Raw genomic sequence first — 21,347 nt, forward strand, 5'->3', positions numbered from 1 at the left:
TTTATTCTGATGTCTCATAACGTAACCCTTATACCCGGTGACGGGATTGGCCCTGAAATATCTGAGGCAACCCGCCGGGTACTGGAAGCTACCGGTGTAAAGTTTAACTGGGAGATAGTAAATGCCGGTGCGGACGTGGTAGCCGAATATGGCACGCCTCTGCCGGATATGGTTCTTGAGTCCATTCGTAAAAACAAGGTTGCCATTAAAGGGCCGGTGACTACCCCGGTCGGCTCGGGATTCAGAAGTGTAAATGTGGGTATGCGCAAGGCTCTCAATCTTTATACCTGCCTGCGCCCCTGCAAGACCTATCCCGGTGTTCCCTCCCGCTATGACAATGTGGATATTGTTATCGTGCGTGAAAATATGGAAGACCTGTATGCCGGTATTGAGTTTGAAAAGGGCAGCTCCGAAGCTTTGAAGCTTATTGAGTTTATTAAGGATAACAAAAAGGTTGAAATACGGGCAGATTCAGGTATCAGCATTAAGCCTATAAGTGTGTTCGGCACCGAACGCATATTCCGCTGGGCTTTTAAATATGCCAAAGAAAACAACCGCAAAATGGTTACGGCTGTCCACAAGGCCAATATCATGAAATACTCTGACGGGCTTTTCCTGGCTATAGGCCGCAAGGTGGCCGAGGAATACCCGGAGATAGAGTTTGAAGACCGTATTGTAGACAATATGACTATGCAGCTGGTCAAAAACCCCTCCCAGTTTGATATCCTGGTCTGCCCAAATTTGTACGGGGACATTCTGTCTGATTTGTGTGCCGGGCTGGTGGGCGGCCTGGGGGTTGCACCGGGTGCTAATATCGGTGATGAGTACGCCCTGTTTGAGCCTACTCATGGCTCTGCCCCCAAGTACAAGGGGATGAATAAAGTAAACCCCATGGCCATGATGCTTTCCGGGGTGCTGATGCTTCGCTATCTGAAAGAGGAAAAGGCCGCTGATAAGCTGGAAAATGCTATTGCGGCTGTTATTGCCGAAGGCAAGAGTGTTACCTATGATATGCTTTCACCTGACAAACAGGCGGCGGCGGTAGGCACTTCGCAGGTGGCAGACGCCATAATAGCCAAAATGAAATAAAAGTGCGGCTAGTCTTATGGGTATTGTACCCTCAGGCTTAGCTGCCTGAAGTGATAACAGGTGAGGAAGAAAATAAATGCCCAAAATTAGTGTCATAGGTGCCGGCAATGTGGGTGCAACACTTGCCCAGCGCCTTATAGAAAAAGACTTTGCAGATGTGGTCATGCTGGACGTGGTGGAGGGTATTCCCCAGGGTAAGGCTCTGGATATTTCCCAGTCTGCCAATATACTTGGTTTCAGCCATACCATTACCGGCAGCAATGATTATGCCGAAACAGCCGGCTCTGAAATAGTGGTGATAACCGCCGGTATTGCCCGCAAACCGGGCATGACCCGTGAGGAACTGCTGGCTATAAACCAGAAGATTATGACCGATGTGGTTTCAAACTGTCTTAAATATTCCCCCGAAGCCACTCTGGTAGTTGTTTCCAACCCGGTGGATACCATGACCTATCTGGCTTGGAAACTTTCAGGCCTGTCCCGGAAACGGGTGGTGGGTCTTTCCGGCGTGCTGGACGGAGGGCGTCTGGCTACCTTTGTAGCCCGTGAGCTTGGGGTAAAACCTTCGGCTGTTACACCCTGCGTAATGGGCGAACACGGCGGCAGCATGGTGGTCATGCCCCGTTTTACACTGGTGAACGGCAAACCCCTGTCCGAACTGGTTTCGGCTGAAAAAGCAGATGAACTGGCCAAACGGGCAGTTAACGGCGGTGCCGAGATAGTGGCTTTCCTTAAAACCGGCAGCGCTTTTTATGCCCCGTCTGCTTCAGTAGCTGCCATGGTGGAGGCTATTTTTACGGGCAGCGGAAAGGTTATGAATTGTGCCGTCGTGCTGGATGGCGAATACGGCCTGAAAAATATTGTGCTGGGCGTGCCGGTAAAGCTGGGCAAAGGCGGCATACAGGAAATTATCACCTTGCCGTTAGATAAGATGGAAAATGCCAGCCTGTTGGCTTCTGCCGAAGTGGTAAAGGGACAGATAGCCGCACTTTCGCTTAAATAGGGTTAAAGGAGACAATGCAGTGAGTAATGATAAAGAATTTCTGGATGCTTTTTTAAAGCTCAAAACCGAGCTGGATGATACGGTTTACAAGCTTGAAGATGTGGTCATAAACGGCAATCTGGAAGAGAAAGTTGCCGCTTTGAAGGAAGCGGAAGAAACCCTGCTTCCCGCTTTAGAAAGATTTGATACCCTGCCCGAACCCGAAGCTGACAATGTTAAAAACGCCCGGGATTCATATAAAAAGGCTATGCATTTTTATCAGCAGGCTTGTGGTCATTACGTGAAGCTCCTTACCGAACAAAATCGCGAAGAAGGTAAAGAGGGTGCCTTCAAAATGAAACAGGCCGGAGACCTGTTTGTAAAGGCCAGCGAGTATCTAGAGGGCAAATAAGTGCGGGAGATAGATTCATCCCAAATAAGTGAGGCTCTCTCGGAGCTTATTATCCAAACCAGCACCAGCTTGTGTGATGACATTTTAACAGCTTTACATAAAGCATATGAAGCTGAGGTGTCTCCTGCCGGGCGGGATATACTTCTGAGTTTGCTTGAAAATGCCCGTATTGCGGGGGAGAAAAAAATACCCCTCTGCCAGGATACCGGTACGGCCATTGTCTTTGCCGAAGCAGGGCAGGACGTGCATATAAATGGTAGCCTTACGGATGCTATAAATCTGGGTGTCAGGCAGGGGTATGAGCAGGCTTACCTCAGGAAATCCATTGTCGCTCAGCCGTTTTCCGCACGTGCAAATACCCAAGACAATACTCCGGCGGTTATTCATACCGAAATAGTTCCCGGTGACCGCCTGAAACTCAGTTTCATGGCAAAAGGAAGCGGGGCGGAGAATATGAGCCGCCTTTTCATGCTTAAGCCCGGGGTAGGGCGTGAAGGGGTGATAGAGGCGGTGCTGGAAACAGTGGAAAATGCCGGCGGCAGTCCCTGTCCGCCTATTATTATAGGGTTGGGGGTAGGGGCAACTGCCGAAAGGGCCATGTTTATGGCTAAAAAGGCTTTGCTTCGGCCGCTGGGTGTACCCAACTCTGAGGCTGAGGTGGCGGCTCTGGAAGCTGAGGTGCTGAAACGGGTAAATGGCTTGGGTATAGGCCCGCTTGGCTTAGGCGGCAGGGTTACGGCTCTGGGAGTGATGGCAGAAGCCGTGCCCACCCATATTGCCAGTTTGCCGGTAGCGGTAAACCTGCAGTGCCATAGTGCCCGCCATGGTGAGGTGGTGCTGTGATATCCGGTATAAAGCTGAATTCCCCTTTTGACCAATCTGAATTGGAAAAATTGCAGGCCGGAGACAGGGTACTGATATCCGGTGTCATATATGCTGCCCGGGATGCCGCCCATAAAAGGCTGGTGGAAGCCCTTAATCAGGGCAAACCGCTTCCGTTTGACATTGAAGGGCAGACTGTTTACTACATGGGCCCTTCTCCTGCCAAACCGGGTGAGGTTATAGGTTCAGCCGGCCCTACTACCAGCAGCCGGATGGACCGCTATACCCCGGAACTGCTGGATGCCGGATTATTGGCTATTATCGGCAAGGGCAACCGTTCGGCTGAGGTCAGCCGGGCTATTGTAAGTAAAAAGGCTGTTTATTTTATATCTATAGGCGGGGCAGGGGCACTTCTCTCACAGCGTATCAAGGAAAGCCGGATGGTGGCTTACCCTGAACTTGGGGCGGAAGCTATACTGGCACTAAAGGTCGAAGATTTTCCGGCTATAGTGGCTATTGACTCTCAGGGGAACAATGCATTTGCACTTGGACAGTCTCTTTACCGTATAGCAGATACTAAGGAGGCCTGATATGGGGTGTTTATTTTGCGGTATTGCCAAAGGGGAGATACCTGCCCAGATAGTTTACAAAGATGAAGATTTGGTGGCTTTCAAAGATATAAATCCCCAGTCACCGGTGCATATACTTATTATCCCTCGCAGGCATATTGCCAATCTGACCGAGCTGGACGAAGCTGATACCGAACTGGCCGGTAAAATGATTTTGCTGGCAGGCAAACTTGCCCGTGAGATGGATATATCCGAAAGCGGTTACCGTCTGGTGATTAACAGCGGACGGGAAGGCGGACAGGTAGTTAATCACCTTCATTTGCACCTTTTAGGCGGCCGCCAGCTTGGCGGGCAGCTGGGTTAGACAGGGCTTTGGCTGAAATAAAGCATCAGTCCTGCCAGTGTCTTTGAGTCTGTTATCTGCCCGTTTGCAATCATGGATTTTACTTCTGCCGGGGTATAGCGGAAGACTTCTATATCTTCGGTATCTTCGGCAATCAGGGGTGCATACTCAAGGTCTCTTGCCACCAGAACGTGCAGATACTCGGTCAGAAAGCCCGGTGATGAATAGAACCCCCCCAGCCGCCTGACGGAATTGGGTTTGAAACCGGCTTCCTCCCTCAGTTCACGGCGGGTGCTTTCCTCAGGTGTTTCACCGCTATCCATACTGCCGGCCACTAGTTCCAGCATATCTTGGGAAGCGGCCAGACGATACTGTTTTACCATCAGCAGTTTGCCGTCCGCATCTTCTGCTATTACTACCACGCAGGGGTTATGTTCCACCAGCTCACGCGGGGCAACTTTGCCCGAAGGCAATTCCACCGCCGCTTTGCGGACTTTAATCAGGTTGCCGCAGTATATATACTGGCTTGAAAGTATCTTTTCTACCATGTTACAAGTCTCCTGAGTTTAGGTGGGATTTGCTTCGGTTAGGGATAGCATCATAGCAGTTTCATCACAGTTGGGGAATTTGGGGCACCGGTAGCATTCCCCCCATATTTTGTGGGGTAAAGCATTTTTCTCCACCTCGTGGAAACCGCATTTTGCAAAGAAAGCCGGTTTATAGGTCAGACAGAAAACGGTGGGTATCTGGAGGGCTTTGGCATCTTCCAGACAGGCTTTGACCACCATTTCACCCAGACCCTGACGGTGGCGTTCTTCGGAAACAGCCAGAGATTTTACCTCTGCCAGATCTGCCCAGCTAATATGCAGGGCAGCACAGGCAATTACCTCACCGCTATCACCCCGGATTACATAAAAATCCCGAAGGTTTTCATATATTTCAGCCAGAGAGCGGGCCAGCATCTGGCCATGGTCGGCAAAATTGTTTACCAGCTTGTGAATAGTGGTGGCATCTTTAATGGTGGCTTTATCTATCATATACACTTTCATTATTGCCTTTCAGTTTGGTATCAAGCTCTTTATAAAAATAATTATCCGGCCTCAGCCTTATGAATTTCACCTTTTTTGCACTTCGCCTGAGACGCAAAGTGTCTCCGCTTGATACCGGCATATTGATAAAGCCGTCTATGCTCAGGGTGGCTTCGTGCCATGTGTTTACCTTTAAATCTATGGTGCGGTCAGAAGGCAGCACCAGACTGTAACCCCGTCCCAAATGAGGGAGAATAGGCGTGAGTATAATATCAGCTGAGTTTGGCTGGAGGACAGGCCCTCCGGCGGCATACGAATAGCCGGTGCTGCCGGTGGCGGTGGAAACAATAGCCCCGTCAGCTTTGTAGGTAGTAAAGGGCTGTGAGTTTATATCTACTGAAACGCAGATAACCCGGGCAATCTGCCCGCGGGCAACCACAGCATCATTCATAATGAAGAATTGACGGCTGGGGGTGGAGTTATGGGGTAAATATTCGGCTTCCAGCAGACTGCGTTCATCTATCCATCCGTTACCGGCCAGTACCTTTTCCAGCCCCGAGATGGCATCTTCAGGTGAAAGCTCAGTCATAAAGCCCACTTTGCCCAGGTTTATACTTAAAATGGGTATTTCAAGGGGCAAAACGGCATGGGCGGTACGTAAAATAGTGCCGTCACCGCCGGTAGTCAAAATAAGCTGGGTATTTTGTATTTTGGTAGCCAGCTTGTCTGCCTGCCAGGCAGAGTCAGACCAGTTTTCAATTCCCAGTGAGTCCAGCTTGGCGGCCAGCTTGACAGCCAGGTCACAGGCAGCCGGATTTAAAGGGTGATATATAATACCAATCTTTTTGTACATAACAGAAAATCCTTAAATAAAGACAAAATGAGTGTAACAACCCGAAATGCGGGTGTCAAACGGAGGAAAATTTACCGGCGCCTGGAGAAAAACAACAGCAAAAGACCTATACAGGCAATGGCTGCACCCCAGACAATCCCGGATGCCAGCTGTTTCACCAGCAGGAAGCTGACACCGCCTAGAAGGAGACCGCCGAACATAACAATAATACCCAAGTACTGCAAGCGGTATGATACATGGCTGCGGGGAGGTGCTTTGGGGGCAACCCGGACAGGTTTGGGTTTGGCATCTTCAGTGGTATCTGACTTTTTACCCAGCTTGCCGAATTTGCTGACCGCCCAGACAACAGCTATCAAGCCGCCTATCAAGAGTATTTCTATAGGGCCAATTCTCATAATGCTCCCGCAGGTTCAAAATCAAATACTAAGTATATAGAATACCACAAAATACTGAAAGTTCAAATCATATTCTGCAGGAATTGAATTTATCAAGGCTGTTTTAGATGATACATATCCTGATAGGCTTTTTCAAAACCGGGTTCTGTACGGGCAAGGTTATCCTTAAGGGTTTGCATACGGTGGGCAAACCCGGCCTTGTCCCCGTTTTTTACCAGTTCAGCCCACTGGGTTGCTCTCTTTATGAAGTCGGCTTCCAGTTTGGGCAGCTTTGGCATATTCACCTGCAGTGAGGCATACAGATTAGGGTCTTCGGTTAAAACGCTCTTGGTAAGGGTATCCAGCAGGCGGAAGGTGGTACCGCCGGCACCGGCTATACCGGGCAGATTTTGCCCCAGCAGGGTATCAGCTGACACTATAGCTATAAAGTGAGCCAGCCCCAGCACTACTGACATCAGCCGGTCATGCTCTTCCGGGCTGGTCAGGCTGACAGTGCTTTCATGTTTTTCCAGCCAGGTTTTAACCTTTTCGGCAAGTGCAGTTTCTGCTTCGGTGGTAGGTGTAAGGATAAAGTTATAACCCTTAAGTGATTTTGCCCCCGGCCCGAATACGGGGTGAGTACCCAGTATCCGGCAATGCGGCAAATATTGGTGCATCATCTCCACCGGGCGTTCTTTTACCGAACACAAGTCAAAAACCAGCTGCTCCCGTTTGGTAAACGGGGCAATTTCCTTCAGGGTGTCTTCAAATGCGTCAATAGGTACGGATATCACAAGACAGTCCATTTCGGTCAGTTGGTCAGGCTGGGTAATCACCTGAGAGCCTAAGCGGCTGGCTACGGGTGTAAGTTTGGAGGGGTTTCGCCCCCAAAGCCAAACCTGATGTCCGTTTTCCGTAAGGAAGCGGCCGAACCACTGTCCCATCTTGCCGCTGCCGCCCAGTATGCCTATTTTCATATTCGTTTTTTCATTTTGGGGTAAGACCCAAGCACTTTCATAAATATAACATGGTCTTCGGCTTTTGCCAGCGCCTGTTTAATGTTTTCGTCCTGGCGGTGGCCTTCTATATCCAGGTAAAAGTTATACTCCCAGGGTTTAAGGCGGGTAGGACGGGATTCCAGCTTGGTCATATTTATTTTTCTAGAGGCCAGTTCCTTTATAAAGTCATACAGCGCCCCGGCCTGATGTTTAACGGCGAAAACCACTGAAGTTTTATCATTGCCGCTAGGTGCGGAATCCTGCTTGGCCAAGACGAAGAAACGGGTGTAGTTGTTTATATTATCCTCTATTTCCCGTTCCAGCACTTTCATATTATAAATTACGGCCGCTCTTTCGGAGGCGATGGCCGCCCCGTCTAAAAGGTGTTTTTCTTTAATCATTTTGACGCTGCCGGCGGTATCGTAGGCCGGTATCAGTTCTGCCCGCAGGTGTTTTAAAAATGACTGGCATTGCCCCAGTGCCTGGGGGTGGGAATAAATGGTTTTTACCCCTTCCAGAGTGGTTTCGGGGTTGGCTATCAGGCAGTGGGAAACCCTAAGCTCATGTTCGGCGGCAACCATAAGGTTGGAATCAAGCAGCAGATCATAGGTGCGGGAAATAGAGCCCTCAAGTGAGTTTTCCACCGGCACTACCGCAAAGCGGGCCATTCCCTTTTCCACCGCCTCAAATGTGGCATCCAGCTGATCGCAGGGTAGGGTGAGAGTGTTTGGACCGAATATTTTCAGGGCGGTTTCTTCGCTGTAAGCACCGGCTGCTCCCTGAAAGGCTACGGTGAACCGCTGCTGTTTCTTGGATATAAACAGGATTTCCTGGTACAGGGATTCGATATCCTGCGGATCAAGGCCCAGAGATTGGGCTAGTGACTGAACTCTGTTTAAAACCTCTGATTCGCGTGAAAGGTCCTGAACAGGAGAATTGGTTTCTTCTTTGACTTTGCCTATCTGGTCGGATACTTCAAGTCGCTTTGCCATCAGCTTTACCAACTCGGTATCCAGCTCATCTATCTGTTTGCGCAGGTCTGAAAGGTTCATTGTTTTATTACCCTCGGTATCATTCCGGCTCTCAGTGCCAGATCAGCCAGGACTATACAGGTCATAGCTTCCACTACGGAAACTGCTCTGGGTACGATGCAGGTATCATGACGGCCGCGTATTTCCAGACTGGTGTTGGTCATGGTATCAATATTTACGGTAGGTTGGGATAAAGATATGGAGGGGGTGGGTTTTACGGCCACCCTGAACTGAAGCGGCATGCCGTCTGAGATTCCGCCCAGTACACCGCCGCAGTTGTTGCTGGTGGTGCGTATGTGGTTAGCCTGAATACTAAAAGGGTCGTTGTTTTTTGAACCGCGCAGGCGTGAAGCTTCAAAGCCCGCCCCGAATTCAACCCCTTTTACGGCCGGAATGGCAAACATAGCTTTGGCCAGTTCACCTTCCAGAGTATCAAACACCGGCTCTCCTAGACCAACCGGCAGATTAAACCCTAAGCACTCTACTACCCCGCCCAGACTGTCACCCTCCTCAGCGGCTTGCTGGATAAGTGCCAGCATTTGTTTACTGGCCGCAAGATCAGGGCAGTTTACATCACTTTCGGAGATGTTCTGGCGGAGGTCTTTGGTTTTAGGCAATTTGGCTACTATTCCTCCCAGTTCGGCGGTATATCCAATCACCTCAATGCCGATAGTTGAAATAAGTTTACGGGCAATAGCGCCTGCCATAACATGTCCGGCGGTAATCCGTCCTGAGAAACGTCCTCCGCCGCGAAAATCATTGAAACCGCCGTATTTCACAAAGCCGGTAAAATCCGCATGTCCCGGTCTGATTTTACTGCGGGTGCGTTCATATTCGCTCGAGTCTATATTTCTGTTCCAGATGACCAGACAAATGGGTGCGCCGGTGGTGAAATTGTTGAATATGCCGGAAAATATTTCTATCCGGTCATCTTCACGGCGCGGCGTGGCATGCGCTTTTGCCCTGGATTTGCGTTTGTCTACTTCCACCTGGATTTCATCGACATTTATGGCCAGACCGGCCGGAACGCCATCAATTACTACTCCTACGCAGTCTCCATGGCTTTCGCCGAAACTGGTAATCTGAAACAGTTTTCCCAGACTGTTAGACATCTTTTATTACCTTTCCGCCGAGGCTTTCCAGTTGCTCCCAGAAACCGGGGTAGGTTTTGGATACGCACTCAGCATCTGAAATATGGGTTTCTCCCGCAACCGCACCCAGTACACCGAAAGCCATGGCAATACGGTGGTCTCCGAAGCTGTCAATCTCTGTGCCTTTGGGATATCCGCCGTCAATAATCAGACGATCATCTTCTTCGGTAACATTTATGCCCATAGCAACAAGCCCCTGGCTTACCGCCCGGATACGGTTGGACTCTTTGATACGCGCCTGACGGACTCCGCTTAAAATACTTTGTCCTTTGGCACAGGCGGCCGCTACTGCCAGTGCAGGCAGCAAGTCAATGGAGTGGGTAAGGTCTGTGTTTATAGCTGAAAGGGGTTTGGGGCTTACCTTTACCCAGTTTTGGCCGCTTTCTGCTTCTGCCCCCATCTCGGTGAGGTATTTTATCATTATGCGGTCAGCCTGAAAGCTGTCCGTATCCAGGTTGGATACAAATACCGGGGCTGCAATAGCCCCCAGTGCCAGAAAGCTTGAGGCTGAAGACCAGTCTCCTTCTACTCGGTATCTGGCGGGCAGGTATGGCTGGGGCGGGATACTTATTTCCTGCCAGTTTATAGAAGAAAAGACCTTGATACCAAAGCTTTCCAGTGTTTGTTTAGTCATTTTTAAATACGGCAGTGAAGCCGGCGGTGTAGCCAGATGAATTTCCAGCCCGTTTTTGCAGGCAGGCGCCATAAGCATAAGTGCTGAAACATATTGAGAGCTTATATTTCCCGGCAGGCTAACCTTTGAACGGGTTATCTCACCGCCCTTGATTACGGTAGTATTGCCGCGGGTTTCTATTTCTATGCCAAGCTGGTGCAGGGCTTGAATAAGGGGCAGCATGGGGCGTCTCATAAGGGAATGCCCAGCCAGCAGGTGGCATTCAAATGGCAGTCTGGCACACACGGCTGACATAAAACGCAGGGTAGCGGCAGATTCGCGGCAGAAGAGGTTGCCTTCAGGTTTTTTGAAGGTATGGCCGGTAATCTGCCAGCTTCCGTCTTCAGTCTTGGTGTTTATATCTATACCCAGCCCTGAAAGCACCTGTTTGGTAGCCAGCGTATCATCTGCAATCAGCGGGCTTATTATATGGCTTTGGCCGTTTGCCTGGGCAGCTGCAACCAAACCGCGTATGGTATAGCTTTTTGAGGAAGGGACGGCGATTTCCCCGCCGGGTAAGCTTTTAGCCAGATGTATTTTCATATTTCCTCAATCTGTTTTCTATTTCTTCACAGACTTCATGGCATAACTTGTTGTGGGTGGAGACTGTAATATCGGCCGCATCTTTGTATAGAGGCTGCCGGCTTTCAAGTAGTTTTATCATTTTATCCGAACGCTCGGCATTGTATAAAGGGCGGTTGGTATGGTTTCTCAAGCGGGCTTCCAGATCTTCGGGGCGGCTTTCCAGGTAGATTACCAGACAGTTTAATCGCATAACACTCAGGTTTTGGGGTCGGGTAACTATACCGCCGCCGCAGTCTATAATCTGGCCTGATTGCCGGCAGACGTCTTCCAATACTCGGCTTTCCATCTGTCGAAAGTATTCTTCACCTTTTTCTTTGAATATGCTGCTTATGCTTAAACCTTCGCAGGTTTCTATGCAAGTATCTGTGCTGACCAGTGTTTTACCCAGCTTTTCAGAAAGCAGCTTTGAGACACTGGTTTTACCCGCACCCATAAAGCCTATCAGGGCGATGTTATTTTTCGTTTTCATCTAAAGCCAGCTCTGCTTCTTTCATCATCACCCGGAAAGGGGCTTTTTGGCTTGTCCAGATTTCAAATGACATAGCACCCTGCCAGACCAGCATTTCCAGCCCGTTTATTATCTTGGCGCCTTTATTTTCAGCCTCTTTCAACAGGCGGGTTTTACACGGGTTGTAAATAGCGTCTATAACTGTCAGGTCAGGACGCAGGAAACGGGCGGGGACAAGGCTTTGTCCGGTCAGATTTCCCATACCCACAGGTGTGCAGTTTACGATAATATCAGTTTCGGCTAGGACTTCTTCCAGATTGGTATCATTCAGTTCCAATCCCTGAGCCTTGCCATTAAAACGCAGGCACATTTTGCTAGCCAGGTCCTTGGCTTTTTCTTCCTGGCGGGCAAGTACAGTCAGGCGTCCGCCCAGTGTGCAAATAGCCAGTGCAATGGCATGGGCACTGCCTCCCGCACCCAGCAAGGCAAAGCGGTGTTTGGCCGGGGCAATACGGTTGTGTTCAAGTAAACGCACAAAGCCGCCAAAGTCAGTATTGTAACCTTTGAGCACACCGTTTTCATTTACAATGGTGTTTACCGCTCCAATCTTTTTGGCAGCGGGGTCAAGTACATCTATATATTTGATAACCTCTATTTTGTGGGGTATGGTTACATTCAGACCGCGTATATTTAAAGGCCGCATGCTGGCAATTACGTTTTGCAGGTCTTCCGGTTTGGCAGCGACAGTCAAATACAAGTAATTCAGTTTGCAGTATTTGAAGGCCGCATTTTGCATAGCCGGCGATATGGAGTGACTTACCGGGTAACCAATAATCCCGAATAATGCATCAGGTATGGTTTTCATAATTTACAGACCGGTAGATTTCTATCATTTGAGCCAGGGTCATCTGACCTGATGCAGACTTATTGCCGTCATTCAGGCTGGCGTAGGTAAAAGGGCTTCCGGCCAGCGGACAGAGTATACGGCTCAGAATGCCCGGTTCCCCCATGGCAAAAGCGACAATTTCCTTATCCGGCATCTCCTTTATCAAATTAAGCAGCTTAATATTATCATTTATTGAGGCGGCAGTGGTAATTACCTTATATATATCCGCCGGATAGGTGAGCATGTCCTTTACAAGAGTTTTGAGTTCAGCGGCGGAAGGAGTGTCAGTAAAATTATGATGGGATAACAAACACTTCGCCTGCGGCCTGAGCCGCTTAAGTATTTCCCCAAGGTTGGGGCTGGAATATTCAATATCCAGCATAAATGCACCCGCTGCGGCGGCTTTTTCAAGTCTGCTTATCCGCTCTTCTTCGCTGCCGCTAAAACTGCCCCCTTCGGCAGCCCTGCGGCAGGTGGCTATAAATGGTTTATTAAGCATTGCTGCTGTTTCCTGCCAGCTTTCACCCAGAAGGTCCAGCCTTAGTTCATAAAAGGCCGCACCTTCGCTTTTTTTCAGGCTTTCGGCCTCCGGCAGCCGGGTGATTACGCAACAGATGGATGGGGTTTTCATTTCATCTCCTCCAGTATGGAAATGACATCTTCCCTTAAAATATTTTCAGCTATCAAAGGTTCTTCCGGCCTTTTTAAAAGTATGAAACGTATACGTCCGTCGGATACCTTTTTATCATGGTGCATGGCATCTATAATTTTTTCGGGGTCTATATCTTGGGGTTTGGTGGGCAGACCGAAATCAGCTATCAGTTTTTCCAGCCGCAGTACAGTCTCATTTTCACATAAACCCAGTTTTACCGAAAGCCTTGAGGCAAAACACATACCTATAGCTACTGCTGCCCCGTGGCTCTGGCTGAAAGAGGAAGTACTTTCCAAAGCATGTCCCAGGGTATGCCCGAAGTTAAGTATGTTTCTGATGCCGCGGTCAGTTTCGTCCTGGCAGACAATGCCGGCTTTGATAGCCGCAGTTTGGCTTATTATATCTTCCATTATCTCCGGAGAGCGGTCTTTGATAGCCTGGGTATTTGTCTCAAGCTGCTTGAACAGTTCGCTGCTGCCAATAGCGGCACTCTTTATTATTTCCGCCATGCCGCAGGCAAATTCTTTTTCAGGTAGGGTTTTAAGGCAGCTGATATCAGAAATAACCAGCCTTGGCTGATAGAAACTGCCGATAATATTTTTGATACCGCTATGGTTTACCGCTACCTTGCCGCCGATGCTGGAATCTACCTGTGACAGCAGGCTGGTAGGCAGATGGATAAGAGGGACGCCCCGCTGGTAGGTAGCGGCCACAAATCCGCTCAAATCGCCTATTACCCCGCCGCCTAAAGCCAGTATGGGAGTATTTCTTTCGGCAAAGTGGTTTATCAGCTGGGGATAGATGTGGGCGGCCATATCCAGTGATTTATGTATTTCGCCCTCAGGCAGTTCCAGAAACAGGCTTTCAATGCCATTTGCCTCAAGGTGTTTTTTCAGCTTTTTGCCGTAAAGCCTGTTTATATCTATATTGGTTATGACTATTACTCTGTCACAGGGTACGTCATCCTTCAGAAGGCTGGCTGTTTCAGACAGCAAGTCACTTCCTATGAGTATTTTGTATTCACGCCCGCTTAGATTAAGCCCTATACTTTTCAAGGTTCTTTCCTTATATATATTAGTGTTTTTTCACCAGTTTGTTTATCTGGCGGCAAGTAGTTATAAGCTCTTTCAGTTCCGGCGGAGTAATCATCTGTGAAGCATCTACCAAAGCCTCTGCCGGGTTGGTATGCACTTCAACCATCAGCCCGTTAGCCCCGGCAGCCATGGCAGCACAGCTCATGCTGTATATCAGGTCACGCCGCCCGGTGGCATGGCTGGGGTCAACCATAATGGGCAAATAGGTTTCCTTCAGGGCTACCGGCACGGCTGCCAAATCCAGATTGTAACGGGTGAAACTTTTACCTTTTCCCACCGGCACTATGCCTCTTTCGCATAATATTATATCCTTATTGCCCTCTGCGGCTATATATTCTGCAAAGGAAAGGAATTCCTCCATGCTGGCCCCGAAGTGGCGTTTGTACATAACCGGTTTGCCTTTTCTGGCAACTGTTGCCAGCAGGTCCTGGTCATACATATTGCGTGAACCCACCTGGAGTATATCTACAAATTCGGCTACCAAATCCGCCTGGGATTCACCCCGTATCTCGGTCATTACCGCCATCTCAAAGCGTTCACCGGCTTCTTTCAGCCATGACAGGGCTTCGGTGGCTTCATCCTTGCCGGCAGAGCCCAGCCCCTGGAAAGAATGGACAGATGAGCGGGGTTTGTAAACGCCGCCTCTTAGTATCTGGGCACCAGCCATCTTTGCCCCTTCGGCTATCTTCATCAGGGCTTCTTTGCTTTCTACCGCGCAAGGTCCGGCAATGAAGACAGGCTCGTCCCCGCCGATAGTTATATTTTTTACTTTTATTTCACGGGTCAACCCCTCAGCCTGCCACAGGTTTGAGTATTCGCGGCTGATAAGCTTGTACGGGGTTTCTACCATACGGGCTTCCTTGACACCGGGCAAGCTGGAAAAGTAAGCAAACGGGATGGATTTTTCATCTCCTATCAGGCCGATAATGGTTCTGAACGCCCCCTTTGAAACGTCGGTCTTGAGACCGCAGCGGCGAACCTCGACAATTACGTTTTCTAGCTCTTCCGGGGTGGCATCCTTTTTCATGATAATCATTGTTTGCTTTCTCCTTTGCTTTTTATACCCGTATAAATCAAAAATCCTCCCGTTGCCTGGGAGGATTTCTAACTTACTAACTGGTGATTATTGATTTTTTAGTAAAACGTTATCTCCCAAGCAAACTTGCCTTGGTAAAGTAATAATAGTTCTTAAAGGATTTAACGTTTAACATAGCTGAATGACAATAGCATAGCTGAAAAGGGTTTGTCAAGAAAACTATTTAGTGCTATTATATGGGGTCTTTTTCCCTGGTGGTTGTTATCGGTCGGGCAGCGGATAAGTGCCCTGAGGCAGACGGGGATATCCCCCAGCTTTAAACCAGCGGGTTTTCAGTGATGGGTGGAGTTGACATCCATATATTGCTGTGCTAGACTAACTTTCTGTTTGTGGTTAGATTTCAGGTTTGACCATATCCGTTATGGTCGCCTTATGGGTTTTAAGGATGGGCCTGGCTCATCCTTATTGATTGAAAACGGGAAATTTATTAAAACAGCAATTGTTAACAGGAAGGTACATTATGCCAACGGTTAATCAGCTAGTAAGAAAAGGGCGCTCAAGTGCGGCCAAGAAGTACAAAGCACCTGCGCTGCATTACAGTTTCAATTCTCTGCGCAACAAGGTAGCCTTCGGTGACGGTTCCCCCCAGAAGAGGGGCGTCTGCACCCAGGTAAAGACTACTACCCCCAAAAAGCCGAATTCGGCTTTGCGCAAGATTGCCAGAGTAAGGCTGAGCAACCATATGGAAGTTACTGCATATATCCCCGGTGAAGGCCATAATCTTCAGGAGCACTCTGTGGTTCTGATACGTGGCGGCCGCGTCCCTGACTTACCGGGTGTTCGCTATCACATCATCCGCGGTACTCTTGATACCGCCGGTGTGGCAAATCGGCAGCAGGGCCGCAGCAGATACGGCGCCAAAAAGGGCAAAGCCGCTCCTGCCAAGAAGAAATAACCGGAGATAAGATATGCCTAGAAGAGCACGAAAATTTAAAAGAGCAGTTGCCCCGGATTCCAGGTATAACAGCCTGATGCTTTCTAATTTTATAAACAAGCTTATGATGCACGGCCAGAAGGCTACCGCCCAGAGGATTGTTTATGATGCAATTGACATAATGGGTAAACAGGAAAATAAAGAAGGTTTGGCTGTGTTTGAGCAGGGTCTCAAAAATGCCACTCCTTTTATTGAGGTTAAACCCCGCCGTGTAGGCGGTGCTACTTATCAGGTGCCTATTGAGGTTCGCCCTGACCGCGCCCAGACTATGGCTATGCGCTGGATTATCAAGGCTGCCCGCAAGCGGACCGGCAAGTCCATGGCTGAGCGGCTGGCGGCTGAGATGTTGGAAGCCTCACGCGAGCAGGGTGCTGCTGTTAAGAAAAGGGAAGAGACCCACAAGATGGCCGAAGCCAACCGTGCTTTCGCCCATTACAGGTGGTAGAGAGAAAATAGGGGGAATTGGATAGCCCTGACGGGTTAGCCAGATTTTAGATAATATGAGCGACAGGAAATACCCTCTGGAGAGGGTTCGGAATATAGGTATCATTGCTCACATAGACGCCGGAAAGACGACTACTACTGAGCGTATCCTTTATCTTACCAAGCGTACCCATAAAATCGGCAATATTGATGATGGTACTACTGTAATGGACTGGATGGAGCAGGAAAAGGCCAGGGGTATTACCATTACTTCTGCCGCCACTTCCGCTTACTGGAACGGGCATCACCTTAATGTTATTGATACTCCCGGACATGTTGACTTTACGGTAGAAGTAGAGCGCAGTCTGCGGGTGCTTGACGGCGGTGTAGTGGTGTTTGACGGCGTAGCCGGTGTTGAAGCCCAGTCTGAAACTGTCTGGCGTCAGGCCAGCCGCTACGGTGTACCCCGCATCTGTTTTATTAATAAAATGGATCGCACCGGTGCCAACTACGAACGTACTTTGGGTATGATTACCCAGCGCCTCAAGGCTAAATGCTTGCCTCTTCAGATACCTATTGGTTGTGCTGAAACTTTCCGCGGCAATTGTGATTTGCTTGACTTTCAGTGCTATGGCATGGATAACAGCCCTGAAGAACCTGCCGAGACATTTGATCTGCCCGCTGCTGACAAGGAACGGGCAGTAAAATACCGCAATATGATGATAGAGCGTCTGGCTGAAGAAGATGACGAGGTTATGGAAGCCTATTTGGTTGGTGAAGAACTGCCTATAGAGAAACTCAAAGCCGCTATCCGCCGTGTATGCTTGGCCAACAAAGCCATTCCTATATTCTGCGGTACTTCGCTTCGCAACAAGGGCGTAAAAAGACTGTTAGATGCAGTCTGTGACTATCTGCCCTCACCTTTGGATATCCCTGCCATAAAAGGGACTGCTCCTAAAACCGGTGAACCGATGGAACGCCATACCAGTGACACGGAGCCCTTTTCCGCGCTTGCTTTTAAGATTGTTTCTGACCCCTTTGTGGGACGTTTGGTGTATTTCCGGATTTATTCTGGGAATGTTTCTGCCGGTTCCGGCGTGTATAACAGTACCCGCGGCGAACGCGAACGCATAGGCCGTCTTATCCGCATGCATGCCAATGACCGTGAGGAAATTGAATATGCTGATGCAGGTGAAATCGTGGCCAGTTTGGGTCTTCGCAATACCTTTACCGGTGATACTCTGTGTGACCAGAATGCACCTATTTTGCTTGAGAGCATCAAGTTCCCTGAGCCGGTTATTAATTTGGCCATCGAACCCAAGACTCGCTCCGACCAGGATAAGATGACTGAAGGTCTGCAGAAACTGGCTGAAGAAGATCCTACTTTCAAAGTTAAGTTCGATGACGAAACAGGTCAGACAGTTATATATGGTATGGGTGAACTTCACCTGGACGTACTGGTCAGCCGTTTGCTGTCTGAGTTCAAAGTTAATGCCGGCGTGGGCAAACCGCGGGTAGCTTACCGAGAGGCCATTACTGCTCATGCTAAAGCGCAGGGCAAATTTGTTCGCCAGTCCGGCGGCCGCGGTCAATATGGCGATGTTACCATTGAAGTTGAACCCCGCGAACGCGGTGCTGGTTATGAATTTGTTGATAACGTTAAGGGCGGCGCTGTACCCCGCAACTTCCTGATGGCGGCTGAAGCCGGTATCAGGGAAACACTTGAAACAGGTGTATACGCCGGTTACCCCATGGTTGACGTAAAAGTAACCGCTGTTGATGGCAGCTATCACGATGTAGACTCTAATGAAAATGCTTTTAAAATGGCCGGGTCTATGGCTATCAAAGCGGCTGTTGCCAAAGCAAAGCCGATACTGCTTGAGCCTATTATGAAACTTGAGGCAGTTACTCCAGAAGAGTATATGGGTGATGTTATCGGCGACTTAAACTCACGCCGCGGCCAGATTATGTCCGTTGAGCCCAATCCCGAAACTACGGTTATTATCGGTACAGTGCCTTTAGCTGAGAGCTTCGGTTACACTACTGACCTTCGGTCAGTAACCAAGGGACGGGCAACCTTTTCCATGGAGTTCGAATCTTACCGTGAAATGCCGGGTGAATTGGCCAATCAGGTCGTTGAAGCCGCCGGCAAGAAATAAGTATACTGGTTAGGGTGATATTGTATGACTAAACAAAAAATCAGGATAAAACTAAAGGGCTTTGACCACAAGATTCTCGACCAGTCTGCATTGCAGATTGTAGAGGCTCTGGAACGGACAGGGGCTACTATATCTGGGCCGGTTCCTTTGCCTACCCGTATCCAGCGTTACAGTGTCATACGCTCATCCTTTATTGATAAGGATTCACAGGAGCAGTTTGAAATCAGGACTCACAAGCGTCTGATAGATATAGTGGAAACTACGTCCAAGACCATTGATGCCCTGACCAACCTGAACCTCCCGGCTGGCGTAAGTATAGATATTAAACTTTAGGAACGAATATGATTCAAGGTATTATCGGTAAAAAAATCGGTATGACCCAGATATTCCAGGAGGACGGCAAGGCTCAGCCGGTCACTCTGGTAGAAGCTGGTCCGTGTGTAGTGGTCCAGGTCAAGACCGAAAAACAGGACGGCTATGAAGCTGTTCAGCTGGGTTACGGTAAGGCCAAGCATATCACTTCAGCTGTCAAAGGGCAGTGCAGAGGATTCGGTGAATTCAAAGTGCTGCGCGAAGTAGATGTGGATGATATTGCGGCGGTTAATGTCGGTGACCAGATTACGGTCAGTGACTTTAAGGACGGCGAGAAGATAGACGCCAGCGGCGTCTCCAGAGGGCGTGGTTTTGCCGGTGTAGTTAAACGCTGGCATTTTGCCGGTGGTCCCAAGACCCACGGTCAGTCTGACCGTCACCGGGCTCCGGGTTCCATCAGCTCCACCACCACTCCCGGCCGTATTTATAAGGGCAAGCGCATGGCAGGCCACATGGGGAATGATGCGGTGACTATCCGCAATCTGGTTGTGCTCAAAACTGATGCAGAAAAAAATCTGCTTATGGTAAAGGGCGCTATTCCCGGCGGCAAGAATACAATAATATTAATTAAGAAAACGGGTAAATAAACGTGGAAATTCCTGTTTATAACGCATCCGGAGAAATCATTAAGAATATCAGCATCAGCGAAGACGTCTTTGGCGTACCCTTCAACGAAGCTCTGGTTCATCAGGCCTTTGTAGCCCAGCAGGCGAATGCCCGACAGGGTACTCAGTCCACCAAGACCAGAGGTGAAGTGCAGGGTTCAAGCCGCAAGATATATCGCCAGAAGGGTACCGGTAATGCCCGTATGGGTACCAACCGTTCACCCGTCAGGCGGCATGGCGGCGTGGCCTTTGGTCCCCGCCCCAGAGATTTCAGCAAGGATCTTCCCAAGAAGATGCGCCGTCAGGCCATCAGGTGTGTGCTGTCCTTCAAGCTTGAAAGCGGCGAACTGAAGGTTATTGACCAACTTAGCTTTGAAGAACCCAAAACCAGAGATATGGCAAAGATACTTGCGGCTCTTCAGGTAATCTCTCCCACTCTTATAGCGGTGGATAATCCTGATACCAATTTTATCAAGTCTGCCCGCAATATACCGGCAGTCAAGACCACTCCGGCTAACCTTTTGAACATATCTGATATGCTCAAAAACAAGCAGCTGGTCATGACTGAGGAAGCAGTACGTCAGGTTGAAGAACTCTGGGGTCAGCGCTCAGGCTAAGGAGAAGGAACAATGAATTTATACGAAGTATTGCGCCGGCCGTTAATATCTGAAAAGAACAGTGTTCATGCTATGCAGAACAAGTACGCTTTTGAAATAGCCAAAGGGGCCAACAAGCGTATGGTAAAGCTGGCGGTGGAACAGGCCTTTAATGTAACGGTTGAAGATGTAAATATGCTTCACATACCGGGTAAGCAAAAGCGGATGGGGCGCAATCTGGTCCAAACCGCCGGGTTGCGTAAAGCCGTCATCACTCTCAAAGAGGGTGATAAAATAACTCTATTTGAGGGTGTTTAGTCAAGGAAAGGGTGGTTGATATAAAGTGGCAATAAAGATATATCGCCCTACTTCCCCGGGTCGCCGGCATCACAGTGTTGCCTCCTTTGAGGAAATCACTAAGAGCCGGCCGGAGAGAGCTCTTCTGGTTTCGGTTAAGAATGATTCCGGCCGAAATAATCAGGGGCGCGTAACCGTTCGCCATAGGGGTGGTGGTAGCAAAACACAGATTCGCGTTATAGATTTCAAACGTAATAAACTGGATGTACCCGGAAGAGTAGCGGCTATAGAGTATGATCCTAACAGGACTGCCCGCATAGCTCTGGTCTTCTATACTGACGGTGAGAAACGCTATATTTTAGCCCCTTCAGATTTGAAGGTTGGGGACGTAATTATGGCGGGTGAGAATGCTGAGCCCAAAAGCGGCAACGCTTTGCCCCTCAGTGCCATACCCACCGGTACATTTATCCATAATATTGAGCTTATCAAAGGCCGTGGTGGCATAATGGTACGCAGTGCCGGTGCTGCAGCTCAGCTGATGGCTAAAGAGGGTGATTATGCTCTGGTGCGTTTGCCTTCCGGTGAAATGCGCAAGGTGCGGAGTGATTGCTCCGCAACCGTAGGCCAGATTGGCAATATAGAGCATGGTACTCTTGAAATAGGTAAAGCGGGACGCAACCGCCATATGGGTTGGAGACCGACTGTCAGAGGTTCTGCCATGTCACCTAACAACCATCCTCACGGCGGTGGTGAATGCCGCTGTCCTATCGGTATGACCGGGCCGAAAACTCCTTGGGGTAAACCGGCTCTGGGTTATCGTACCCGCAAGGCTAAATACTCTGATAAACTTATCGTGAAGCGGAGGGGGTAAAGAA

The 21,347-nt window shown here is 49.3% G+C and carries 27 protein-coding genes; 14 read left to right on the forward strand and 13 right to left on the reverse strand.

Going from position 1 to position 21,347, the window contains the following annotated elements; all coding sequences use genetic code 11:
• The first annotated feature begins 9 nt into the window (after positions 1-9).
• The 6 genes from ASJ33_RS02440 to ASJ33_RS02465 all read left to right on the forward strand — a co-directional run bounded on the left by ASJ33_RS02440 (position 10) and on the right by ASJ33_RS02465 (position 4,238).
• Positions 10-1,089: an isocitrate/isopropylmalate dehydrogenase family protein gene (locus tag ASJ33_RS02440; RefSeq protein WP_012881721.1), complete on the forward strand. Its 1,080-nt coding sequence runs from the start codon at positions 10-12 to the stop codon at positions 1,087-1,089.
• A 76-nt stretch (positions 1,090-1,165) separates the two neighbouring features.
• A complete protein-coding gene (gene mdh, locus ASJ33_RS02445) occupies positions 1,166-2,092 on the forward strand; it encodes a malate dehydrogenase (RefSeq protein ID WP_041330672.1) in 927 nt (308 codons plus the stop codon).
• A gap of 19 nt (positions 2,093-2,111) precedes the next feature.
• Positions 2,112-2,483, forward strand: a complete 372-nt coding sequence (locus ASJ33_RS02450; protein WP_012881723.1) for a hypothetical protein — start codon at positions 2,112-2,114, stop codon at positions 2,481-2,483.
• Positions 2,484-3,326, forward strand: coding sequence for a fumarate hydratase (locus ASJ33_RS02455; protein ID WP_041330673.1), 843 nt, complete (start codon positions 2,484-2,486; stop codon positions 3,324-3,326).
• Positions 3,326-3,895 carry a Fe-S-containing hydro-lyase gene (locus ASJ33_RS02460; RefSeq protein ID WP_041331692.1) on the forward strand — a complete coding sequence of 190 codons (570 nt, stop codon included), beginning with the start codon at positions 3,326-3,328 and terminating at the stop codon, positions 3,893-3,895. The genes ASJ33_RS02455 and ASJ33_RS02460 overlap by 1 nt, the downstream gene beginning before the upstream one ends.
• A gap of 1 nt (position 3,896) precedes the next feature.
• Positions 3,897-4,238: a histidine triad nucleotide-binding protein gene (locus tag ASJ33_RS02465; RefSeq protein WP_041330674.1), complete on the forward strand. Its 342-nt coding sequence runs from the start codon at positions 3,897-3,899 to the stop codon at positions 4,236-4,238.
• On the opposite strand, the gene ASJ33_RS02470 is transcribed toward ASJ33_RS02465, so the two are convergent.
• From ASJ33_RS02470 to aroF, 13 genes are all read right to left on the reverse strand, one after another.
• Positions 4,235-4,765, reverse strand: a complete 531-nt coding sequence (locus ASJ33_RS02470; protein WP_012881727.1) for an NUDIX hydrolase — start codon at positions 4,763-4,765, stop codon at positions 4,235-4,237. The two genes, ASJ33_RS02465 and ASJ33_RS02470, sit on opposite strands and share 4 nt — an antisense overlap.
• 18 nt (positions 4,766-4,783) lie before the next feature.
• Positions 4,784-5,260 (reverse strand): N-acetyltransferase, encoded by a 477-nt coding sequence (locus tag ASJ33_RS02475; protein ID WP_080514097.1) that lies wholly within the window; start codon positions 5,258-5,260, stop codon positions 4,784-4,786.
• Complete coding sequence (locus ASJ33_RS02480) at positions 5,244-6,098, reverse strand: NAD(+)/NADH kinase (protein ID WP_023652000.1); 855 nt, start codon at positions 6,096-6,098, stop codon at positions 5,244-5,246. Before ASJ33_RS02480 ends, ASJ33_RS02475 begins: the two co-directional genes overlap by 17 nt.
• Positions 6,099-6,169: 71 nt before the next feature.
• Entirely contained in the window at positions 6,170-6,493 is a 324-nt protein-coding gene (locus ASJ33_RS02485) for a hypothetical protein (RefSeq protein ID WP_023652001.1), read from the reverse strand.
• 92 nt (positions 6,494-6,585) lie between these two features.
• Positions 6,586-7,449, reverse strand: a complete 864-nt coding sequence (locus ASJ33_RS02490) for a prephenate dehydrogenase (RefSeq protein WP_023652002.1) — start codon at positions 7,447-7,449, stop codon at positions 6,586-6,588.
• Positions 7,446-8,522 carry a prephenate dehydratase gene (pheA, locus tag ASJ33_RS02495; RefSeq protein WP_023652003.1) on the reverse strand — a complete coding sequence of 359 codons (1,077 nt, stop codon included), beginning with the start codon at positions 8,520-8,522 and terminating at the stop codon, positions 7,446-7,448. The genes ASJ33_RS02490 and pheA overlap by 4 nt, the downstream gene beginning before the upstream one ends.
• Complete coding sequence (aroC, locus tag ASJ33_RS02500) at positions 8,519-9,613, reverse strand: chorismate synthase (RefSeq protein ID WP_023652004.1); 1,095 nt, start codon at positions 9,611-9,613, stop codon at positions 8,519-8,521. The genes pheA and aroC overlap by 4 nt, the downstream gene beginning before the upstream one ends.
• Positions 9,606-10,868 carry a 3-phosphoshikimate 1-carboxyvinyltransferase gene (aroA, locus tag ASJ33_RS02505; RefSeq protein ID WP_041330676.1) on the reverse strand — a complete coding sequence of 421 codons (1,263 nt, stop codon included), beginning with the start codon at positions 10,866-10,868 and terminating at the stop codon, positions 9,606-9,608. The genes aroC and aroA overlap by 8 nt, the downstream gene beginning before the upstream one ends.
• On the reverse strand, positions 10,849-11,379 hold the full coding sequence (locus tag ASJ33_RS02510; RefSeq protein WP_041330677.1) for a shikimate kinase: 531 nt from the start codon (positions 11,377-11,379) through the stop codon (positions 10,849-10,851). Before ASJ33_RS02510 ends, aroA begins: the two co-directional genes overlap by 20 nt.
• Positions 11,363-12,223 (reverse strand): shikimate dehydrogenase, encoded by an 861-nt coding sequence (locus ASJ33_RS02515; protein WP_041330679.1) that lies wholly within the window; start codon positions 12,221-12,223, stop codon positions 11,363-11,365. Before ASJ33_RS02515 ends, ASJ33_RS02510 begins: the two co-directional genes overlap by 17 nt.
• Positions 12,207-12,875 (reverse strand): type I 3-dehydroquinate dehydratase, encoded by a 669-nt coding sequence (gene aroD / locus ASJ33_RS02520; RefSeq protein WP_041330680.1) that lies wholly within the window; start codon positions 12,873-12,875, stop codon positions 12,207-12,209. The genes ASJ33_RS02515 and aroD overlap by 17 nt, the downstream gene beginning before the upstream one ends.
• Positions 12,872-13,951: a 3-dehydroquinate synthase gene (gene aroB, locus ASJ33_RS02525; protein ID WP_041330681.1), complete on the reverse strand. Its 1,080-nt coding sequence runs from the start codon at positions 13,949-13,951 to the stop codon at positions 12,872-12,874. The genes aroD and aroB overlap by 4 nt, the downstream gene beginning before the upstream one ends.
• A gap of 19 nt (positions 13,952-13,970) precedes the next feature.
• Positions 13,971-15,026 (reverse strand): 3-deoxy-7-phosphoheptulonate synthase, encoded by a 1,056-nt coding sequence (gene aroF / locus ASJ33_RS02530; protein WP_041330683.1) that lies wholly within the window; start codon positions 15,024-15,026, stop codon positions 13,971-13,973.
• A gap of 520 nt (positions 15,027-15,546) precedes the next feature.
• Between aroF and rpsL the strand changes: the two genes are divergently transcribed.
• Genes rpsL through rplB form a run of 8 tightly spaced genes read left to right on the forward strand, consistent with a single transcriptional unit; the run spans position 15,547 to position 21,343 of the window.
• Positions 15,547-15,981 (forward strand): 30S ribosomal protein S12, encoded by a 435-nt coding sequence (rpsL, locus tag ASJ33_RS02535; protein WP_010936247.1) that lies wholly within the window; start codon positions 15,547-15,549, stop codon positions 15,979-15,981.
• 13 nt (positions 15,982-15,994) lie between these two features.
• Complete coding sequence (gene rpsG, locus ASJ33_RS02540; protein ID WP_012881741.1) at positions 15,995-16,465, forward strand: 30S ribosomal protein S7; 471 nt, start codon at positions 15,995-15,997, stop codon at positions 16,463-16,465.
• A gap of 55 nt (positions 16,466-16,520) precedes the next feature.
• Positions 16,521-18,602, forward strand: coding sequence for an elongation factor G (gene fusA / locus ASJ33_RS02545; RefSeq protein WP_012881742.1), 2,082 nt, complete (start codon positions 16,521-16,523; stop codon positions 18,600-18,602).
• 24 nt (positions 18,603-18,626) lie between these two features.
• A complete protein-coding gene (gene rpsJ, locus ASJ33_RS02550) occupies positions 18,627-18,935 on the forward strand; it encodes a 30S ribosomal protein S10 (RefSeq protein WP_010936250.1) in 309 nt (102 codons plus the stop codon).
• A gap of 8 nt (positions 18,936-18,943) precedes the next feature.
• Positions 18,944-19,561 (forward strand): 50S ribosomal protein L3, encoded by a 618-nt coding sequence (gene rplC, locus ASJ33_RS02555; protein ID WP_010936251.1) that lies wholly within the window; start codon positions 18,944-18,946, stop codon positions 19,559-19,561.
• Between the two features lie 2 nt (positions 19,562-19,563).
• The gene (gene rplD, locus ASJ33_RS02560) at positions 19,564-20,196 is read left to right on the forward strand and encodes a 50S ribosomal protein L4 (RefSeq protein WP_023652013.1); all 633 of its coding nucleotides are present in this window, start codon (positions 19,564-19,566) and stop codon (positions 20,194-20,196) included.
• Between the two features lie 12 nt (positions 20,197-20,208).
• Positions 20,209-20,493, forward strand: coding sequence for a 50S ribosomal protein L23 (gene rplW, locus ASJ33_RS02565; RefSeq protein WP_023652014.1), 285 nt, complete (start codon positions 20,209-20,211; stop codon positions 20,491-20,493).
• A 25-nt stretch (positions 20,494-20,518) separates the two neighbouring features.
• Positions 20,519-21,343 (forward strand): 50S ribosomal protein L2, encoded by an 825-nt coding sequence (gene rplB / locus ASJ33_RS02570; protein WP_012881746.1) that lies wholly within the window; start codon positions 20,519-20,521, stop codon positions 21,341-21,343.
• Positions 21,344-21,347: the final 4 nt, after the last annotated feature.

Origin of the sequence: Dehalococcoides mccartyi, from assembly GCF_001889305.1 — a bacterium.
GTDB lineage: Bacteria > Chloroflexota > Dehalococcoidia > Dehalococcoidales > Dehalococcoidaceae > Dehalococcoides > Dehalococcoides mccartyi_A.

Bases quoted from the DNA above. Each gene is read 5' to 3' on its own strand.
- ASJ33_RS02440 (WP_012881721.1), top strand. From the start codon at position 10: ATGTCTCATAACGTAACCCTTATACCCGGTGACGGGATTGGCCCTGAA.
- mdh (WP_041330672.1), top strand. From the start codon at position 1,166: ATGCCCAAAATTAGTGTCATAGGTGCCGGCAATGTGGGTGCAACACTT.
- ASJ33_RS02465 (WP_041330674.1), top strand. From the start codon at position 3,897: ATGGGGTGTTTATTTTGCGGTATTGCCAAAGGGGAGATACCTGCCCAG.
- ASJ33_RS02470 (WP_012881727.1), bottom strand. From the start codon at position 4,765: ATGGTAGAAAAGATACTTTCAAGCCAGTATATATACTGCGGCAACCTG.
- ASJ33_RS02480 (WP_023652000.1), bottom strand. From the start codon at position 6,098: ATGTACAAAAAGATTGGTATTATATATCACCCTTTAAATCCGGCTGCC.
- ASJ33_RS02485 (WP_023652001.1), bottom strand. From the start codon at position 6,493: ATGAGAATTGGCCCTATAGAAATACTCTTGATAGGCGGCTTGATAGCT.
- ASJ33_RS02490 (WP_023652002.1), bottom strand. From the start codon at position 7,449: ATGAAAATAGGCATACTGGGCGGCAGCGGCAAGATGGGACAGTGGTTC.
- pheA (WP_023652003.1), bottom strand. From the start codon at position 8,522: ATGAACCTTTCAGACCTGCGCAAACAGATAGATGAGCTGGATACCGAG.
- aroC (WP_023652004.1), bottom strand. From the start codon at position 9,613: ATGTCTAACAGTCTGGGAAAACTGTTTCAGATTACCAGTTTCGGCGAA.
- aroA (WP_041330676.1), bottom strand. From the start codon at position 10,868: ATGAAAATACATCTGGCTAAAAGCTTACCCGGCGGGGAAATCGCCGTC.
- ASJ33_RS02510 (WP_041330677.1), bottom strand. From the start codon at position 11,379: ATGAAAACGAAAAATAACATCGCCCTGATAGGCTTTATGGGTGCGGGT.
- ASJ33_RS02515 (WP_041330679.1), bottom strand. From the start codon at position 12,223: ATGAAAACCATACCTGATGCATTATTCGGGATTATTGGTTACCCGGTA.
- aroD (WP_041330680.1), bottom strand. From the start codon at position 12,875: ATGAAAACCCCATCCATCTGTTGCGTAATCACCCGGCTGCCGGAGGCC.
- aroF (WP_041330683.1), bottom strand. From the start codon at position 15,026: ATGATTATCATGAAAAAGGATGCCACCCCGGAAGAGCTAGAAAACGTA.
- rpsL (WP_010936247.1), top strand. From the start codon at position 15,547: ATGCCAACGGTTAATCAGCTAGTAAGAAAAGGGCGCTCAAGTGCGGCC.
- rpsG (WP_012881741.1), top strand. From the start codon at position 15,995: ATGCCTAGAAGAGCACGAAAATTTAAAAGAGCAGTTGCCCCGGATTCC.
- fusA (WP_012881742.1), top strand. From the start codon at position 16,521: ATGAGCGACAGGAAATACCCTCTGGAGAGGGTTCGGAATATAGGTATC.
- rpsJ (WP_010936250.1), top strand. From the start codon at position 18,627: ATGACTAAACAAAAAATCAGGATAAAACTAAAGGGCTTTGACCACAAG.
- rplC (WP_010936251.1), top strand. From the start codon at position 18,944: ATGATTCAAGGTATTATCGGTAAAAAAATCGGTATGACCCAGATATTC.
- rplW (WP_023652014.1), top strand. From the start codon at position 20,209: ATGAATTTATACGAAGTATTGCGCCGGCCGTTAATATCTGAAAAGAAC.